The organism is Duganella sp. CF517 (assembly GCF_900110275.1).
In the GTDB taxonomy this organism is placed as follows: Bacteria; Pseudomonadota; Gammaproteobacteria; order Burkholderiales; family Burkholderiaceae_D; genus Rugamonas.
Genome location: NZ_FODC01000012.1, coordinates 20,612 through 37,621, shown reverse-complemented (window position 1 = coordinate 37,621; position 17,010 = coordinate 20,612). Strand labels below are relative to the sequence as shown.

Genomic DNA, 17,010 nt, shown 5'->3' with positions numbered 1-17,010 from the left:
TGGATCAAGGTGGATCAGAAGTGGTATTCCGCGCGGACCATCGGCGTTCTGGCCGTGGCGCCCGGGTTGTTCTTGTCCGAATTGCCGAATTTGTTTTTCCAGTACTGATATTCGACGCCGACCTTGAAGGTGTTCTTCGGCGCGCTGACGATGGCGCTGGCGTCGTACATGATTTGCAGGTCGATGTTGGTTTCGCGCGCGGTGTCGCCGCCGAATTCGTCCTTGCCCTTCTTGGCGATGAAGTTGGCGTAGCCTTCGAACGACAGCGGAATGCCGATGTTGAACGGGATGCCCCAGGCGGCCGTCAACATGGCGTGCGTGTCGTAGCGGTAGCGCGGCGTGGCGACGTTGGTGAAGGTGTTGAACGGCGCGTTGCTCTCCCATAGCGCCAGCAGGCTGACGTCGAGGAAGCCGGGAACGTCCATCATCAGCGTCGGGCCGGCGACGACCATGCGCTTCTTGGAGTTGTAGCCGGCGTCGGTTTTGCTGTTGTAGTCGAAGCCGGCGGTCAGGCCGACGCCGCGCACCGGGCCGAAGGCCAGCGTGCTGCCGCTGATTTTGCCCAGGTCGAGCGTGTGGCGGTAGACCGCGTACGCCTCGTGCGCCCCGCTGGCCGCGCCCGCCGACGACGGGTCGTCGTGCGACGACATCAGGAAGTCGACGTTGAAGAAGTTCTTGCCGTATTTGTAGCCGGAGACGTGGCTGAAGTTGACGATGTTCTTGGTGATGTCGGTGTCGTTGAACGGCTCGGCGAAGCGGGTGCCGTAACGGTAGCCGACATAGGTGTCGCTCCAGTCGGCGGCTTGGGCGGCGCAGGCGCAGCCGGCGAGAAGTAGTAGTGCTGCCGCTTTGCGGGTTACGAGGTGAGACATCATGCGAACTCCAGTCAGTGGGTGAAGGTGCGGTATGAAAGAACTATTTTTGTATCCAATTTTGCGGGGCGATTGGATTCAATCTCGTTGTCTTTTCTAGCAAGTAGTGGGCCAGGGCCAGAGCGGGCCATGCCGGCCGGATGTTTGCACGCGCCTAAAAGCCCGACAGCACTTCGGCCAGGTTGACCTTTTTATGGGTGGTGTCGAGGTGCAGGCGCGCTTCGATCTCCAGCAGGTGGTGCTCGATCAGGTGGGTCGCCGCGGCGACTTTTCCCTGCTCGATCAGGGTCGCCAGATCCTGGTGTTCGTGGTTGCCGCACATCGGCGCGCCGGGCGTTTCGTAGAGCGCGATGATCAGCGAACAGCGCGACACCAGTTCGGCCATGAAGCGTTGCAGGACATGGTTGCCGGCCAGTTCGGCGAGCAGGATGTGGAACTCGCCGCCCAGGCGTATCCAGCCGGCGCGGTCGCCCGTGCGGCGCGCCTGGTCCTCCGCTTCGAGCGCGGCGCGTATCTGCCGCAGCGAGGCCGGCGTGGCGTTGCGTATAACCAGCGGCATGATCTCGCGCTCGATGGCGCGGCGCGCGGCGAAGATGTCGCGCGCCTCCTGTGGGGTGGGCGAGGCGATCACCGCGCCGCGATTCGGTCGCAGCTCGATGATGTGATCGTGCGCCAGCCGTTGCAGGGCCTTGCGCACCGTGGTGCGGCTGACCTGATAGAGCTCGCAGAAATCGGCCTCGCCCAGATGGGTGCCGGGCGGCAGGCGGTGGCTCATGACGGCGGTGACGACGGCGCGGTAGATGCGCATGTCGACACCGGTGGTGCCGCGCTTTTGCGGCGTACCGTTGCCTGTGGCGGCGATGGCCGGTTCGGCCTTGCCTGCGCTGGCGCGTTTGCCTTGTGGGCGTGCGGGACTGGTGGATGACATCGGTTGAATCTCCGTTGAATGGATATGGCTGTATAAGCAGGAAGTGTGCTCACCACGGCATGCGGTTTGTGTACAACCGGGGGCATGCAGCGCACGTTTTTGGTGATGTTTGTGTCACCTTTGGTGCGTCGTGCGGTCCGGCGGCGCGCGCCGCGCGGGGCAGCGCGTGGCATGCTAATTGCGTCTGAAGCCGTAACTACTTTGTATACGATGAGGACAGCGGATGAAGCAAGCCCCCCGCCTGCAGATGCTCGGCATCTCCAAGATTTATCCGTCCGTGGTGGCCAACGCCGGCGTCGACCTGACCGTGATGCCGGGCGAGATCCATGCGGTGCTGGGCGAGAACGGCGCCGGCAAAAGCACGCTGATGAAGATCATTTACGGCGTGACGAAACCGGATGACGGCCAGGTGATCTGGGAGGGACGCCAGGTCCATATCAATTCGCCGCACGACGCGCGCAAGCTGGGCATCGGCATGGTGTTCCAGCACTTCGCGGTGTTCGAGACCTTGACGGTGGCCGAGAACATCGCGCTGGCGCTGGACGAGAAGGTGACGCCGGCCGAACTGGCGCCGCGCATCCGCGCCGTCTCGGAACAATACGGCCTGCCGCTCGATCCGCAGCGGCTGGTGCACAGCATGTCGGTGGGCGAGCGCCAGCGGGTGGAGATCGTGCGCTGCCTGCTGCAATCGCCACGGCTGCTGATCATGGACGAGCCGACCTCCGTGCTGACGCCCGACGCGGTGCTGAAATTATTCGAATCGCTGCGACGCCTGGCCTCCGAAGGGGTGAGCATCCTGTATATCAGCCACAAGCTCGACGAAATCCAGTCGCTGTGCGACAAGGCGACGGTGCTGCGCGGCGGGCGCGTCTCCGGCACCGCCAACCCGAAACAGGAAAGCGCGCGCTCGCTGGCCGAGTTGATGATCGGGCGCGAGTTGCCGGTGTGCGTCAACACGCCGCGCGCGCCGGGCGAGGTGATGCTGTCCATCGAAGGCTTGACCGTCGACAGCGACGATCCTTTCGGCACGCGGCTCAAGGACATCAACCTGTCCCTGCGCGGCGGCGAGATCGTCGGCATCGCCGGCATCTCCGGCAACGGCCAGCAGGAATTGTTGAAGGCCATCTCCGGCGAGCGGCCGCTGCGCGCCGGCGCCAGCGCTGGTCGCATCCGCCTTGGCACCTTGGACGTGGGCGCGCTCGACGCCGCGCGCCGCCGCCAGCTCGGCCTGGGCTTCGTGCCGGAGGAGCGGCTGGGACGCGGCGCCGCGCCGGAGCTGTCGTTGGCCGATAACGCGCTGCTGACCGGCTATCTGCCGGCGGCCAGCACCGGCATGGTGAAAAACGGCCTGATACAGCGCGGCGCGGTGCGCGACTTCGCGCGCAGGGTGATCGCCCGCTTCAACGTCAAATGCGGCGGCGAGGGTTCGGCCGCGTCCAGCCTTTCGGGCGGCAACCTGCAAAAGTTCATCGTCGGCCGCGAGATCGCGCTGGCGCCCCGGGTGATGGTGTTCGCGCAGCCGACATGGGGCGTGGACGTCGGCGCCGCCATGCTGATACGCCAGGCCATCCTCGACATGCGCGACCAGGGCGTGGCGGTACTGGTCCTGTCCGAGGAGCTCGACGAATTATTCATGCTGAGCGACCGCATCGCGGTGCTGGCCGACGGCCGCCTGTCGCGCGCCGTGGCGGCCGCCGGCACCAGCATCAACCAGATCGGCGTGTGGATGAGCGGCGATTTCGATTACCAGGGAGCGGACCATGTCCAGGCTTGAAAAACGTCCAGAACCTTCGCGCCGCATGATGCTGGCGTCGCCGCTGATCGCGGCGGTGGCCATGCTGCTGACCGGCTCCGTGCTGTTCTTCTTCCTCGGGCAGGAGCCGCTGCACGCCTTCCACGTGTATTTCATCAAGCCGTGGACCACGCTGTACGGCGTCGGCGAATTGCTGCTCAAGGCGACGCCGCTGATCCTGTGCGGCGTGGGGCTGGCGATCGGCTTTCGCGCCAACGTCGCCAACATCGGCGCCGACGGCCAACTGACGATCGGCGCGATCGCCGCCGGCGCCGTTGCGCTGTACTTCGACCAGGTCGAGGCCTGGTGGGTGCTGCCGCTGATGCTGGCCGCCGGCGCGCTGGGCGGCATGCTGTGGGCGGCGATCCCGGCGCTGCTGCGCACACGCTTCAACACCAGCGAAATCCTGGTCAGCCTGATGCTGGTGTACGTGGCCTACCACCTGCTCAGTTATCTGGTGCACGGGCCGATGCGCGATCCGGACGGCTTCAATTTCCCGCAGTCGAAGATGTTCGGCGAGTCGGCCACCTTGCCGTTGCTGGTGGAGGGCTTGCGCGTCAACGCCGCCTTCATCCTGTCGCTGGTCGCGGCGGCGGCGGCCTGGTTCTTCTGCAAGCACACCTTCGCCGGCTACCGCATGCAGGTCAGCGGCATGGCGCCGGCCGCCGCGCTGTACGCGGGCTTCAGCGAACCGCGCAACGTGTGGCTGGCGTTCATGGTCAGCGGCGCGCTGGCCGGCGTGGCCGGCGTCGGCGAGGTGGCCGGTCCGCTGGGACAGATGCAGCCGTCGGTGTCGGCCGGCTACGGCTTCGCGGCCATCATCGTCGCCTACGTCGGGCGCCTGCATCCGCTGGGCGTGGTGTTGTCGGCGTTGTTGATGTCGTTGCTGTACATCGGTGGCGAGACCGCGCAGATAGAGCTGCAGGTGCCGTCGGCGATCACCGGCATGTTCCAGGGACTGCTGCTGTTCTACCTGCTGGCGGCCGACCTGTTCATCCACTACCGGTTCAAGCCGCGCAAACGCCCGATACCCGTCACCACCGCCGCCGTTGGAGAAACCGCATGATCGATACCGCGCTGTTAATCGCTTTCCTCGCCAGCACGGCGGGCGCCGCCACGCCGCTGGTGGTGGCCTCGATGGGGGAACTGGTGACCGAGCGTTCCGGCGTGCTCAATCTGGGCATGGAGGGCATGATGCTGGTCGGCGCCGTGACGGGCTTCGGCGTCACCCTGGCCACCGGCCAGATGTGGCTTGGGCTGCTCGCGGCGATGGCGGCGGGGATGCTGATGTCGCTGGTCTTCGGTTTCCTGGTGCTGACCTTGCAGACCAACCAGGTGGCCACCGGCCTGGCGCTGACCCTGTTCGGCATCGGCGTCTCCGCGTTCATGGGGCGCGGCTTCGTCGGACAGACGGTGGAGCGCATGCCGCAGCTGACCTTTCCACTGCTGTCGGAGATTCCGTTCGTCGGCCCGCTGCTGTTCCGCTTCGACGGCATGGTGTACGCGTCGGTGGCGCTGGTGGTGCTGATCGGCTGGATGCTGGCGCGCACCCGCCTGGGACTGGTGATACGCGCCGTCGGCGAGTCGCCGCACAGCGCCCACGCGATCGGCTTTCCGGTCATCGCGCTGCGTTACGGCACGGTGCTGTTCGGCGGCGCCATGGCCGGCCTGGGCGGCGCCTATCTGTCGCTGGCGCTGACGCCGATGTGGGTCGAGGGCATGACGGCGGGACGCGGCTGGATCGCGCTGGCGCAGGTGGTGTTCGCGACGTGGAAGCCGCGCGGCGTGCTGGTGGGCGCCTACCTGTTCGGCGGCGTGACGGTGCTGCAATTCCACGGCCAGGGGCTGGGACTGGCGATTCCGTCGGAGTTCCTGTCGATGCTGCCTTATCTGGCCACCATTGTTGTGCTGGTGATTATCTGCCGTAATCCGCAGACAATCTTGCTCAACAAACCAATGTCGCTGGGGCAGAACTTCAAGGCGGACTAAGCTGTTGTAGCGCGCCCACGGAACATTGCCGGGCCTGCCACGGTGTGCCCGGGTTTACCCGCTCCGGGGGCGCTTTGAAACAATTGGTGATAATTCCCGCAGGTACATTGTGTATGGTGGGGAATATAGCGGATGATTCCGCTATTTCGACGGCCCCCCGACCCCGGTTCGTCCATGTCCAAAAGTTTTTCCATAAAACATAAAGGGATGGGCCATGCGCACCAATACTCCAGTCACGCAAAACGAATACATCATGGACGATGGCAAGACCATCGTTTCCAGCACGGATTTGCAAGGCAATATCAACTACGCCAATCCCTACTTCATCGAGGTCAGCGGCTTCACCGAGGAAGAGCTGATGGGCGCGCCGCAGAACGTCGTGCGCCATCCGGACATGCCGGTCGAGGCCTTTGCCGACCTGTGGGCGACCATCAAGGGCGGCATGCCGTGGACCGGGCTGGTGAAGAACCGCTGCAAGAACGGCGACTACTATTGGGTGCTGGCCAACGTCACGCCGGTGATCGAGCAGGGCAAACCGGTCGGCTATCTGTCGGTGCGCACCAAGCCCACGCGCGAGCAGGTGCGCGCGGCCGACGAGCTGTACCGGCAGTTCAAGGCCGGCAATCCGCGCCGCATGCGCATCGTCAACGGCAAGGGCGTGTCGACCGGGATCGCGGCCCGCCTGGCGGGGTTGATGAAGGTGTCGCTGGCGACGCAGATCGGCCTGGCGTGCGCGCTGGTGGGCGGCACGCTGGCCTTGCTGGCCGCCTGCCTGCTGGGCATGGGCGGGGCCACGCTGGCCGGCGCCAGCAACTGGCTGGGCGGGCTGGCGTTGCTGGCGACGGCGGCCATGGCGCTGTTCGGCCGCAGCCTGTATGCGAACGTGGCGCTGCCGCTGGTGCACGCCACCAAGGCGGCGCGCATGATGGCCGGCGGCGATCTGACGGCGACCATCGAGGTGCGCCGCGACGACGAGGTGGGCCGCCTGTTGGCGGCGCTGCGCCAGACCAATATCAACCTGCACAGCATCATCGGCGACGTGCGCGCCAACTTCGACGAGATCTCGCAGGCCACCGGCGAAATCGCCAACGGCAACCTGGACCTGTCGGGGCGCACCGAGTCGCAGGCGTCGAGCCTGCAGCAAACCGCCGCCAGCATGGAGCAGTTGACGTCGACCGTGCAGCAGAGCGCCACCAACGTGGCCAGCGCCAACGATTTGGCCGACCATGCGAAACAGGTGGCGGCGCAGGGCGGCAGCATCGTCTCGCAAGTGGTGTCGACGATGGGCGATATCAGCGCCTCGTCGAACAAGATCCTCGACATCATCGGCCTGATCGACGGCATCGCCTTCCAGACCAATATCCTGGCGCTCAACGCCGCCGTGGAAGCGGCGCGCGCCGGCGAGCAGGGACGCGGCTTCGCCGTCGTCGCCAGCGAGGTGCGCGGGCTGGCGCAGCGCTCGGCCACCGCCGCCAAGGAGATCAAGACGCTGATCGACATGTCGATCTCCAAGGTGCAGGCGGGAACGGTGCTGACCAACAACGCCGGCGTGACCATGGGCGAGGTGATCGAATCGGTCAGCAAGGTGTCGGCGGTGATGGGGGAGATTTCCAATTCCACCCGCGAGCAGAGCACCGGCATCGGCCAGGTCAACCAGGCGGTGATCCAGATCGACGACATCACGCAGCAGAACGCGGCGCTGGTGGAGCAGGCGGCGGCCGCGGCCGGCAACCTGGCGCAGCAGACGCGTTGCGTGTCGCAGGCGATGGCGGTGTTCAAGCTGCAACACGTCAAGCGCGCGGCGCGCGCGCCGCTGCCAGCGGTTCAGCCGGCCGCCAAGGCCAAGCTCAAGCTGGTCGCGCACGGGTGATTGTCGGGGGCTGTATCATGCCGGTTTGACGATCTGGAATCGACGGCATGGGCGGCAAGGTGACATTGGCGGGGCAGGGCTGGAGCTTCGACGCGGCGGCGCCGGCGACGGTGCTGGAGGCGGCCGAGCGCGCCGGCGTGCGCTTGCCCAGTTCGTGCCGCAACGGCACCTGCCGCACCTGCATCTGCCTGAGCACGGGCGGCACGGTGCGCTACAAGATCGAGTGGCCGGGCCTGAGCCTGGACGAGAAGCGCGAAGGGTATATCTTGCCGTGCGTGGCCGTCGCCGAAGGCGATCTGGTGATCGTGGCGCCGGCGGCCAGGCGCCTGCCGTGACCCTACGCCGCCGGCCCCTTGCGCAGCCGGCTCAGCAGCGCGTCGGCCGATTCGCTGAGCGGCACGCCGTGGCGCCGCAACAGCTGGATGTTGAGCACCATGTTCTCCAGCACCAGCTTGGCCGCGACGGCCAGCAACGTCAAATGCTTGTCCTCGTCGCTGAAGTTCTCCATCGCGTCGGCCATCTCGCACAGGTGGTTCGAAATCAATCCGCGCAGATCATGTTCGTCGAACGGCAGGTCGGCGAAATCGATCGGATCCTCCTTCTCCACCTCTTGCATCAGCAGTTCCAGCTCTTGCGGCGTAATCGACATGCGGTGCTCCGGTAGTTGACGCGTTTTCATTTTAGCGAAACCGGCGCCAATCCGCGTTAGAATCTGTGTTGAATCCAGTCGACCAATGAGAAAATAAACATGGCGCAACTGATTTTTACCCAGCAACTGGGTCGATTCATGACCGTGCCGCAGGTGGAGACCGACGCGGCCGATCTGCGCGGCGCCCTGGACCAGGCGTTCGACGCCCATCCCAGGCTGCGCGGCTACGTGCTCGACGAGCAGGGCCGCCTGCGCGAGAACGTCGTCATCTTCGTCGACGGCCAGCGCACCCGCGAACGCGAACGCTTGAACGACGCGCTCGCGCCCCTGTCCAAAGTCTATATCTTGCAAGCTCTATCAGGAGGCTGATATGTCCGACCGCGCCTATCTGGCAACCCGCAAGGGATTGTTCGAACTGAACCGCACGCACGAGGCATGGCATGTGGACCGGCAGCATTTTCTTGGCGATCCGGTGTCGATGGTGCTGCCCGACCGGCGCGACGGCGCCCTGTACGCGGCGCTGAGCCTGGGCCACTTCGGCAGCAAGCTGCACCGGCTCGATGCGGGCGCCACCGAATGGACCGAGATCGCGGCGCCGGCGTTTCCGCCCAAGCCGGACGACAGCGACGACAAGGTCGAGTGGGCCGTCAAGCAGATCTGGTCGCTGGCGGCCGGCGGCCAGGACCAGCCGGGCGTGCTGTGGGCCGGCACGCTGCCGGGCGGCCTGTTCCGCTCGAACGACCGGGGCGACAGCTGGCATCTGGTGGAGGCGCTGTGGAATCTCCCCGAGCGCGGCCAGTGGATGGGCGGCGGCTACGACGTGCCGGGCATCCATAGCATTTGCGTCGATCCGCGCAACAGCCGGTCGCTGCTGGTGGGCGTGTCGTGCGGCGGCGCCTGGCTGACCAACGACGGCGGCGAGAGCTGGGCGCCGCGCGCCAGGGGCATGGTGGCGAGCTATATGCCGCCCGAGCTGGCCGAGGTGGAGGCGGTGCAAGACCCGCACCGCATCGTGCGCTGCCCGGGCGAGCCGGACAAGCTGTGGTGCCAGCATCACAACGGCATCTGGCGCAGCGTCGACAACGGCGCCCACTGGACCGAGGTGCGCGCGGCGCCGCTGTCGAATTTCGGCTTCGCGGTGGCCGTCCATCCGCGGGACGGCGAGACGGCGTGGTTCGTGCCGGCCGAGGCCGACAGCAAGCGGGTGCCGCCGCGCGCGGCGCTGGCCGTCACCCGCACCATCGACGGCGGGCGCAGCTTCACCGCGTGGCGCGGCGGCCTGCCGCAGCAGCATTGCTACGACCTGGTCTACCGGCACGGGCTGGCGGTCAGCGACGACGGCCAGTTATTGCTGATGGGCTCGACGACCGGCGGCGCCTGGCTGTCGGAGGACGGCGGCGGCCAGTGGCAGACCGTCTCCACCACATTGCCGCCGATTTACGCGGTCAGCTTCGCCTAATTGGCCGGGGCGGGCTCGCGCCCGCTGTCGCGGCCATAATAGGCCAGGAACATGTCGACGGTGGCGTCGAGCACCTTCTGCTGGGTGGCGGCGTCCAGCGGCGGCTGGTTCAGCGTGACCTGCGGCCAGAAGGCGAACGTCTTGAGCTGACCTTGCAGCATCTGCGACGCCAGTGCCGGATCGGCATCGCGCAGCTTGCCGTCGGCCTGGGCCGCGCGCAGCCATTGCGTGACGGCTTCCTCCTTGGCGCTCAGCCGCGCCACCATCTCGTGCGCGCGCGCCGGCGAGTGGATCGTCTCGGCGATCGCCACGCGCGCCAGGTCCAGGAAGTAGGCGTCCTGCAGCATCGCCATCTTTTTTCCCAGAATCTCCATTAGCTGTTGCCGCAACGGCAACCCCGCCACATACGGCGTTTCCATCAACGCCGCCGTGCTATTCCACAATTGATGCAATATTTGCGCGAACAGTTCGTCTTTACTGGGGAAGTGGTTGTAGACGGTGCGCTTGGATACGCCGGCGGTGGCGGCGATCTTGTCCATGCTGGTCGCTTCGAAACCGCTGGTGCGGAACTCGGCGATGGCGGCGTCGACGACGGCCTGGCGCTTACGGTCGGTCAGCTTGAGGGGAAGGTTCATGCCAATTATTTTACACTGTCTGGTTTACTTTCTCAAAAATTAGAACTACACTGTGTAGTGTACATTATCTGTCCTGGAGCGTTCCAATGACTTATCAAACAGCTATCGCCAAACCTCCCGCCGGTCTCGACGGCCTTGACGGCCTGTCCGTGCCGACCGCCCCGCGCACGCGCACCGGCAAGTTCCGCAATCCGGTCAAGATGCATGCGATGGGCTTGATGCAAGGCCTGAGCCTGATGTTGCGGGTGCTGTTCGATAAGCCGGCCGACACCGTGCCGCGCCAGGCCATTCCCGTTCACGCGATCACGCAGCGCCAGTTGTTGGATGCTCCGGATCGCACTTTGTTCCGCCTCGGCCACTCTACCGTGCTGCTCAAGCTCAACGGCAACTTTTGGCTGACCGATCCGGTGTTCTCCGAGCGCGCCTCGCCGGTGCAATGGGCCGGTCCCAAGCGCTTCCACAAGCCGCCGATCAGCATCGACGAATTGCCGCCGATCAAGGGCATCATCCTGTCGCACGACCATTACGACCATCTGGACAAGGCGGCGGTGATCAAGCTGGCCGCCAAGACCGAGCATTTCATCACGCCGCTGGGCGTGGGCGACCGTCTGGTCGCCTGGGGCATCCCGCGCGCCAAGGTGCGGCAGTTGAGCTGGTGGCAGAGCACCCAGGTGGCCGGCCTGAAGCTGGTGGCGACGCCGGCCCAGCACTTCTCGGGGCGCGGCCTGAACGACCGCAACAAGACGCTGTGGGCGTCGTTTGTGATCGAGGATCGGGGCGTAAAGGTGTTTTTCAGCGGCGATAGCGGCTATTTCGATGGATTCAAGGAGATTGGCCGCAAATTCGGTCCATTCGATCTGACCATGGTGGAGACCGGCGCCTATGATCCGCAATGGCCCGACGTCCATATGCAACCGGAGGAATCGTTGCAGGCGCACATAGACTTGCAGGGCAAGGTCATGCTGCCGATCCATAACGGCACTTTCGACCTGTCGATGCACGCGTGGCACGACCCGTTCAACCGCATCGCGCAACTGGCGGGCGAGCGCCGGCTGCCGCTGGCGACACCGGAGATCGGGCTCGCGCTCGATATCACCCGGCCCGCGCTGGATGGCAAATGGTGGGTGCCGCTGGTGGAGCGGGAAACGGCGGCGGCCGAAGCGGCCGCGGCGAGCGCCTAGGTCCGCCGCCGGGTTGGCAGTGGCCCGGCCGCGATGAGGTGGGGGCGCCATATATTCCCGGGGGCAGGCGACGGCGGACGACAGGCAACGGTCCGCCGAGTGTTGTATTTCTCAATGGAACAAGCGATCGCTGTGGCGGCGGGCTCGACCGCGCCGCTATAATCAATGATCAACATTGAGCGTTTCTCTATGAATCTTCAGCTCCTGGCAAAGTTTCTCGGCATGTCGAAGACTACTGTGAGCCGGGCGTTAAACGGTTACCCTGAGGTCAATGTCCGCACGCGCGAGCGTGTGCTGAAGGCCGCCAAGGAGGCCGGCTACCAGCCCAATCCGCTTGCGCGCAGCCTCGCGCTGGGCCGCACCAATGTGTTCGGCATCATTTATCCGCTGCTGCCGTCCGACCTGGGCGATCCGATGTTCCTGGACGTGGTGTCCGGCATGTCGGCCGCGCTCGAGGATGTCGGCAAGAACCTGATCATCGCGCCGGTGTCGCCGAACGCCGAGCAGCGCTCCTACCAGCAGACCGTGCTGGGACGCCGCGTCGACGGCCTGGTGGTGGCCCGCACCTTGGTGCGCGACGAGCGCGTCGCCTTCCTCAGCAAGTCCAAATTCCCGTTCATCGCCTACGGCCGCACCGAGCTCGACACGCCTTACGCGTGGTTCGACTATGACAACGCCTCCGGCACCAGCATGGCGATGGAGCGCTTGCTGGCGTGGGGGCACAAGCGCGTGGCGTTGATCAGCGCGCCGTTGGAGATGAACTTCGCGCGTCAGCGCCGCGACAGTTTCGTTGCCTCGATGGCGGCGGCGGGCCTGGCGGTCGATCCGCGCTACCTGGTCGATAGCAAGCTGGACCGACGCAGCGGTTACCAGGCGATGCAGCAATTGCTGGCGTGCTCGCCGCGTCCGAGCGCCGTCATCGTCGACAACAACATCGCCGGCATCGGCGCCGTGCGCGCCTTGCGCGACGCCGGCATCGAAATGGGCAAGGAAATGTCGATCATCGTCTGGGGCAGCATGGCCGACACGCTGGCCGGCGCCAACGTCACCACGATCGACCAGCCGGAGCCGGCCAAGGCCGGCGCGCGCATGATCCAGATGCTGCTGGCGCTGATCGACGGCACGCCGGCGGGCGAATTGCACGAGCTGTGGCAGCCGGTGTTCTTGGCCGGGACCACGGTCGGGCCGTGCCTACCGCTTTAAACGCCGGGGTCAAGTCTGACATTCGGACACGAACTGGACCGTTATGAGTTGATACGGCTGATCTCGTGTCCGATTGTCAGACTTGACCCCGGTCTGTTGGGACCGTTATGAGTTGATACGGCTGATCTCGTGTCCGATTGTCAGACTTGACCCCGGTCTGTTGTTCATCCGATCGCGGTCGCTTCGATCTCGAACAGCATGCCGTCCAGCGCCAGGCGCGGAACCGGAATCAATGTGCAGGCGGGGGCGGGATTGTCGCCCCACACGTCGACCAGCGCGTCGCCGAAAATGCGCAGGCGTTCTTCGCTGTGGTCGACGATCAGTACTGTGAGCTTGGCGACGTTGGCGAGACTGGCGTCGGCGGCGTTCAGCGCGGTTTGCAGGTTGCCCAGCGCCTGCTTCACTTGCGTTCCAAAATCCTCCGACAGCACGCCGTCAGCGGTTTCTCCGCCCTGTCCGGCGATATAGATCAGGCGCGCCGACGCCTCGGCGACGACGACGTGGCTGTAGCCGTTGGGACGCGGGTCGTACAAACCGGGTGGGTTGATGAATTCAAGCTGACGCATGGCGCCCTTTCGTGTGATGAATGTCCGAACACTATAAAATCTCAACTTAACTTGAGGTCAAGGATTTTATATGGCGTCTCCACCGAAGGAACTGGGCGTCGGCGAGTTGGCCGAGCGCGCCGGCGTGGCGGTATCGGCATTGCACTTTTATGAGGCCAAGGGCTTGATCCATTCCGTGCGCTCCGGCGGCAACCAGCGGCGCTACGCGCGCTCGGTGCTGCGCCGGCTGGCCGTGATCAAGGTGGCGCAACGGGTAGGCATGCCGCTGGCGGCTATCGCCGAGGCGTTGAATGCGTTGCCGTCCGGGCGCACGCCGACCGTGGCGGACTGGCGCCGGCTGTCGGCGGCGTGGAAGCTGGAGCTGGAGGAGCGCATCCGGACCTTGACCCAGTTGCGCGATCAACTGGACGGGTGCATCGGGTGCGGCTGTCTGTCGCTGAAGGCCTGCCCGCTGCGCAATGCACAGGATGCATTGGCGCAGGAGGGGGCCGGCCCGCATTTCAAACCGTAGCCGGCGGCGATACCGGCCTGCGGAAGCTCACATGTTGCGGCGGTACTGGCCGCCTACTTCGAACAGCGCGGTGGTGATCTGCCCCAGCGAGCAGACGCGCACCGCGTCCATCAGCTTTTCGAACACGTTCTCGTTGTCGATCGCCGCTTGCTGCAACGCCGCCAGCGCCTGCGGCGCGTGGGCCGCGTGAAGTTGGTGGAAGTCCTCCAGCCGCTTGAGCTGCGATTGCTTTTCGTCGTCGGTGGAGCGGGCCAGTTCGATCTTTTGCGGCTCGCCGGTCGCCTTCGGATTGCGGAAGGTGTTGACGCCGATGATGGGCAGCGTGCCGTCGTGCTTCTGGTGCTCGTACAGCATCGACTCTTCCTGGATCTTGCCGCGCTGGTAGCCGGTTTCCATCGCGCCCAACACGCCGCCACGCTCGGCGATGCGTTCGAACTCCTGCAGCACCGCTTCCTCCACCAGATCCGTCAACTCCTCCAAGATGAACGAGCCCTGGTTCGGATTCTCGTTCTTGGCCAGGCCCCATTCGCGGTTGATGATCAGCTGGATCGCCAAGGCCCTGCGCACCGATTCGTCGGTCGGCGTGGTGATCGCCTCGTCGTAGGCGTTGGTGTGCAGCGAGTTGCAGTTGTCGTAGATGGCGATCAGCGCCTGCAGGGTGGTGCGGATGTCGTTGAAGTCGATCTCCTGCGCGTGCAGCGAGCGGCCCGACGTTTGCACGTGGTACTTGAGCTTTTGCGAGCGGTCGTTGGCGCCGTACTTGTCGCGCATCGCCACCGCCCACAGGCGGCGGGCGACGCGGCCGAGCACCGTGTATTCCGGGTCCATGCCGTTGGAGAAGAAGAACGACAGGTTGGGCGCGAAGTCGTCGATGTTCATGCCGCGCGCCAGGTAGGCTTCGACGAACGTGAAGCCGTTCGACAAGGTGAAGGCCAGCTGCGAGATCGGGTTCGCGCCCGCTTCGGCGATGTGGTAGCCGGAGATCGACACCGAGTAGAAATTGCGCACCTGGTGTTCGACGAAGTACTGCTGGATGTCGCCCATCACCTTGAGCGAGAATTCGGTCGAGAAGATGCAGGTGTTCTGGCCCTGGTCTTCCTTCAGGATGTCCGCCTGCACGGTGCCGCGCACGTTTTGCAGCACCCATTCGCGCAGCTTGGCCGCTTCGTCGGCGTCCGGCTGGCGCTTGTGTTCTTCGACGAAGCGCTCGATCTGCTGGTCGACGGCGGTGTTCATGAACATCGCCAGGATGGTCGGCGCCGGGCCGTTGATGGTCATCGAGACCGAGGTGCTCGGGCTGCACAGGTTGAAGCCGTCGTACAGCACCTTCATGTCGTCGAGGGTGGCGATCGAGACGCCGGAGTTGCCGACCTTGCCGTAGATGTCCGGACGCGGCGCAGGATCGGCGCCGTACAGGGTCACCGAGTCGAACGCGGTCGAAAGGCGCTTGGCGTCCATGCCGGTGGAGACCAGCTTGAAGCGGCGGTTGGTGCGGAAGGCGTCGCCTTCGCCGGCGAACATGCGTGTCGGGTCTTCGCCCTCGCGCTTGAACGGGAACACGCCGGCGGTGAACGGGAACGAGCCGGGGACGTTTTCCAGCATCAGGAAGCGCAGGATTTCGCCGTGGTCCTCGTAGCGCGGTAGCGCGACCTTGCGGATCTTGGTGCCCGACAGCGTGTGCTGCACCAGGCGGGTACGGATTTCCTTGTCGCGGATTTTGACGACGTAGTCGTCGCCGGCGTAGGCGGCCTGCATCTCCGGCCAGCCGGCAAGCAGCTTCTTGGCGCCGGCGTCCATCGCCGCGTCGCGGTCGGCGATGACATCATCAAAATCGGCGCTTTTATGCGCCAGCGCCAGCATGCGTTTCGATTCCGTCAGTTGCTGGCGTTCGCGCGCCAGCGTCACCTGCTTGCGCGTGAAGCGATGGTAGCCACGCACGGTGTCGGCGATCTCCGCCAGGTAGCGGGCGCGCGCCGGCGGCACGATGACGTTTTTACCGCTGGAGTGGCGCAGCGACACCGCCGGCAGTTTGCCCGCCCTGGTCGGCAGGCCGAATTGCGCCAGCTTCGGCAGCAGTCCTTGATACAGCGCGGTGACGCCGTCGTCGTTGAAACGCGACGCCTGCGTGCCGTAGACCGGCATCTCCTCGGGGCGCACGCTCCACAGCTCGCGGTTGCGCTGGTACTGCTTGGCGACGTCGCGCAGCGCGTCCTGCGATCCCTTGCGATCGAACTTGTTGATCGCGATGAAGTCGGCGAAATCGAGCATGTCGATTTTTTCCAGCTGCGAGGCGGCGCCGAATTCCGGCGTCATCACATACATCGACACGTCCACGTGCGGCACGATGGCGGCGTCGCCCTGGCCGATGCCGGAGGTTTCGACGATGACCAGATCGAAGCCGGCCACCTTGCAGGCGGCGATGACGTCCGGCAGCGCCTCCGAGATTTCCGAACCCGCCTCGCGCGTGGCCAGCGATCGCATGAACACGCGGCTCTGAAGTTGGCCATTGGTTGCCCATGGATTGATCGCGTTCATGCGGATACGGTCGCCCAGCAGCGCGCCGCCGGATTTGCGGCGCGACGGGTCGATCGAGATGATGGCGATGTTGAGCGCGTCGCCCTGGTCGAGGCGGATGCGGCGTATCAGTTCATCTGTCAGCGACGATTTGCCGGCGCCGCCGGTGCCGGTGATGCCCAAGGTCGGCACGGGCAGGCCCTCGGCGGCGGCCAGGATTTCGGTGCGCAGCGCCGGCGCGGCCTTGTCGTTTTCCAGCGCGGTGATCAACTGCGCCAGCGGGCGGTGGCGCGAGGCCACGTCGCCTTCGCGCAGCGGCGCCAGCGAGGTCGGGGAATACTGCGACAAGTCGATGTCGCACTGTTGCACCATCCACTGGATCATGCCGACGAGCCCCATGCGCTGGCCGTCCTCCGGGCTGAAAATCCGCGTGACGCCGTAGGCATGCAGGTCGGCGATTTCGTCGGGGACGATGACGCCGCCGCCGCCGCCGAACACCTTGATATGCGCGCCGCCGCGCTGGCGCAGCAGGTCGATCATGTACTTGAAGTATTCGACATGGCCGCCCTGGTAGCTGGAGATGGCGATGCCCTGCACGTCCTCCGCCAGGGCGGCGGTGACCACCTCGTCGACCGAGCGGTTGTGGCCCAGGTGGACCACCTCCACGCCGTTCGATTGCAGGATGCGGCGCATGATGTTGATCGAGGCGTCGTGGCCGTCGAACAGCGAGGCGGCGGTGACGAAGCGGATTTTGTTGGCCAGGCGCGGTTGATCCGGCACTGCCGCGATGGTCGGAGCGGAGAGGTCGTTCATGGTGTCCCTTCTATTCTGTGCGTCGATC

16 protein-coding genes are annotated in these 17,010 nt (G+C 65.4%); 10 read left to right on the top strand and 6 right to left on the bottom strand.

The features are described 5' to 3' along the window. Positions 1 to 14: 14 nt before the first annotated feature. Together BMX85_RS29050 and BMX85_RS29045 are read right to left on the bottom strand one after the other, a co-directional pair. Positions 15 to 872: an outer envelope protein gene (locus BMX85_RS29050; protein ID WP_090328032.1), complete on the bottom strand. Its 858-nt coding sequence runs from the start codon at positions 870 to 872 to the stop codon at positions 15 to 17. Positions 873 to 1,026: 154 nt separating this feature from the next. After that, a complete protein-coding gene (locus tag BMX85_RS29045) occupies positions 1,027 to 1,800 on the bottom strand; it encodes a GntR family transcriptional regulator (protein WP_229210724.1) in 774 nt (257 codons plus the stop codon). A 223-nt stretch (positions 1,801 to 2,023) separates the two neighbouring features. Between BMX85_RS29045 and BMX85_RS29040 the strand changes: the two genes are divergently transcribed. The 5 genes from BMX85_RS29040 to BMX85_RS29020 all read left to right on the top strand — a co-directional run bounded on the left by BMX85_RS29040 (position 2,024) and on the right by BMX85_RS29020 (position 7,786). After that, entirely contained in the window at positions 2,024 to 3,574 is a 1,551-nt protein-coding gene (locus BMX85_RS29040; RefSeq protein ID WP_090327957.1) for an ABC transporter ATP-binding protein, read from the top strand. Then, positions 3,561 to 4,658 carry an ABC transporter permease gene (locus tag BMX85_RS29035; RefSeq protein WP_090327952.1) on the top strand — a complete coding sequence of 366 codons (1,098 nt, stop codon included), beginning with the start codon at positions 3,561 to 3,563 and terminating at the stop codon, positions 4,656 to 4,658. Before BMX85_RS29040 ends, BMX85_RS29035 begins: the two co-directional genes overlap by 14 nt. Next, positions 4,655 to 5,581, top strand: coding sequence for an ABC transporter permease (locus BMX85_RS29030; RefSeq protein WP_090327947.1), 927 nt, complete (start codon positions 4,655 to 4,657; stop codon positions 5,579 to 5,581). The genes BMX85_RS29035 and BMX85_RS29030 overlap by 4 nt, the downstream gene beginning before the upstream one ends. Positions 5,582 to 5,795: 214 nt before the next feature. Beyond that, the gene (locus BMX85_RS29025; protein WP_090327944.1) at positions 5,796 to 7,451 is read left to right on the top strand and encodes a methyl-accepting chemotaxis protein; all 1,656 of its coding nucleotides are present in this window, start codon (positions 5,796 to 5,798) and stop codon (positions 7,449 to 7,451) included. Positions 7,452 to 7,498: 47 nt separating this feature from the next. Beyond that, entirely contained in the window at positions 7,499 to 7,786 is a 288-nt protein-coding gene (locus BMX85_RS29020) for a 2Fe-2S iron-sulfur cluster-binding protein (RefSeq protein WP_090327940.1), read from the top strand. A gap of 2 nt (positions 7,787 to 7,788) precedes the next feature. On the opposite strand, the gene BMX85_RS29015 is transcribed toward BMX85_RS29020, so the two are convergent. Beyond that, positions 7,789 to 8,100 (bottom strand): hypothetical protein, encoded by a 312-nt coding sequence (locus BMX85_RS29015; protein WP_090327936.1) that lies wholly within the window; start codon positions 8,098 to 8,100, stop codon positions 7,789 to 7,791. Between the two features lie 99 nt (positions 8,101 to 8,199). Here BMX85_RS29015 and BMX85_RS29010 point away from each other — a divergent pair, with 99 nt between their 5' ends. Then, a complete protein-coding gene (locus tag BMX85_RS29010; RefSeq protein WP_090327932.1) occupies positions 8,200 to 8,469 on the top strand; it encodes a MoaD/ThiS family protein in 270 nt (89 codons plus the stop codon). A 1-nt stretch (position 8,470) separates the two neighbouring features. Beyond that, positions 8,471 to 9,559 carry a WD40/YVTN/BNR-like repeat-containing protein gene (locus BMX85_RS29005; protein ID WP_090327928.1) on the top strand — a complete coding sequence of 363 codons (1,089 nt, stop codon included), beginning with the start codon at positions 8,471 to 8,473 and terminating at the stop codon, positions 9,557 to 9,559. Here BMX85_RS29005 and BMX85_RS29000 read toward each other — a convergent pair. After that, complete coding sequence (locus BMX85_RS29000; RefSeq protein WP_090327923.1) at positions 9,556 to 10,194, bottom strand: TetR/AcrR family transcriptional regulator; 639 nt, start codon at positions 10,192 to 10,194, stop codon at positions 9,556 to 9,558. The genes BMX85_RS29005 and BMX85_RS29000 overlap by 4 nt on opposite strands. An 86-nt stretch (positions 10,195 to 10,280) precedes the next feature. Between BMX85_RS29000 and BMX85_RS28995 the strand changes: the two genes are divergently transcribed. Both BMX85_RS28995 and BMX85_RS28990 read left to right on the top strand, forming a co-directional pair. Further along, on the top strand, positions 10,281 to 11,375 hold the full coding sequence (locus BMX85_RS28995) for an MBL fold metallo-hydrolase (RefSeq protein ID WP_090327919.1): 1,095 nt from the start codon (positions 10,281 to 10,283) through the stop codon (positions 11,373 to 11,375). 189 nt (positions 11,376 to 11,564) lie between these two features. Then, complete coding sequence (locus BMX85_RS28990) at positions 11,565 to 12,578, top strand: substrate-binding domain-containing protein (protein WP_090327914.1); 1,014 nt, start codon at positions 11,565 to 11,567, stop codon at positions 12,576 to 12,578. Positions 12,579 to 12,742: 164 nt separating this feature from the next. Here BMX85_RS28990 and BMX85_RS28985 read toward each other — a convergent pair whose 3' ends face one another. After that, the gene (locus BMX85_RS28985) at positions 12,743 to 13,144 is read right to left on the bottom strand and encodes a RidA family protein (protein WP_090327907.1); all 402 of its coding nucleotides are present in this window, start codon (positions 13,142 to 13,144) and stop codon (positions 12,743 to 12,745) included. Positions 13,145 to 13,214: 70 nt separating this feature from the next. Here BMX85_RS28985 and soxR point away from each other — a divergent pair, with 70 nt between their 5' ends. Further along, positions 13,215 to 13,655: a redox-sensitive transcriptional activator SoxR gene (gene soxR, locus BMX85_RS28980; RefSeq protein WP_090327904.1), complete on the top strand. Its 441-nt coding sequence runs from the start codon at positions 13,215 to 13,217 to the stop codon at positions 13,653 to 13,655. A gap of 27 nt (positions 13,656 to 13,682) precedes the next feature. Here the strand turns inward: soxR and icmF are convergent, their stop codons facing one another. After that, positions 13,683 to 16,982: a fused isobutyryl-CoA mutase/GTPase IcmF gene (gene icmF / locus BMX85_RS28975; protein WP_090327901.1), complete on the bottom strand. Its 3,300-nt coding sequence runs from the start codon at positions 16,980 to 16,982 to the stop codon at positions 13,683 to 13,685. Positions 16,983 to 17,010 lie beyond the last annotated feature (28 nt).

Coding starts and splice junctions, on each gene's coding strand:
- BMX85_RS29050 (WP_090328032.1), bottom strand. CDS start 872: ATGTCTCACCTCGTAACCCGCAAAGCGGCAGCACTACTACTTCTCGCC.
- BMX85_RS29045 (WP_229210724.1), bottom strand. CDS start 1,800: ATGTCATCCACCAGTCCCGCACGCCCACAAGGCAAACGCGCCAGCGCA.
- BMX85_RS29040 (WP_090327957.1), top strand. CDS start 2,024: ATGAAGCAAGCCCCCCGCCTGCAGATGCTCGGCATCTCCAAGATTTAT.
- BMX85_RS29035 (WP_090327952.1), top strand. CDS start 3,561: ATGTCCAGGCTTGAAAAACGTCCAGAACCTTCGCGCCGCATGATGCTG.
- BMX85_RS29030 (WP_090327947.1), top strand. CDS start 4,655: ATGATCGATACCGCGCTGTTAATCGCTTTCCTCGCCAGCACGGCGGGC.
- BMX85_RS29025 (WP_090327944.1), top strand. CDS start 5,796: ATGCGCACCAATACTCCAGTCACGCAAAACGAATACATCATGGACGAT.
- BMX85_RS29020 (WP_090327940.1), top strand. CDS start 7,499: ATGGGCGGCAAGGTGACATTGGCGGGGCAGGGCTGGAGCTTCGACGCG.
- BMX85_RS29015 (WP_090327936.1), bottom strand. CDS start 8,100: ATGTCGATTACGCCGCAAGAGCTGGAACTGCTGATGCAAGAGGTGGAG.
- BMX85_RS29010 (WP_090327932.1), top strand. CDS start 8,200: ATGGCGCAACTGATTTTTACCCAGCAACTGGGTCGATTCATGACCGTG.
- BMX85_RS29005 (WP_090327928.1), top strand. CDS start 8,471: ATGTCCGACCGCGCCTATCTGGCAACCCGCAAGGGATTGTTCGAACTG.
- BMX85_RS29000 (WP_090327923.1), bottom strand. CDS start 10,194: ATGAACCTTCCCCTCAAGCTGACCGACCGTAAGCGCCAGGCCGTCGTC.
- BMX85_RS28995 (WP_090327919.1), top strand. CDS start 10,281: ATGACTTATCAAACAGCTATCGCCAAACCTCCCGCCGGTCTCGACGGC.
- BMX85_RS28990 (WP_090327914.1), top strand. CDS start 11,565: ATGAATCTTCAGCTCCTGGCAAAGTTTCTCGGCATGTCGAAGACTACT.
- BMX85_RS28985 (WP_090327907.1), bottom strand. CDS start 13,144: ATGCGTCAGCTTGAATTCATCAACCCACCCGGTTTGTACGACCCGCGT.
- soxR (WP_090327904.1), top strand. CDS start 13,215: ATGGCGTCTCCACCGAAGGAACTGGGCGTCGGCGAGTTGGCCGAGCGC.
- icmF (WP_090327901.1), bottom strand. CDS start 16,982: ATGAACGACCTCTCCGCTCCGACCATCGCGGCAGTGCCGGATCAACCG.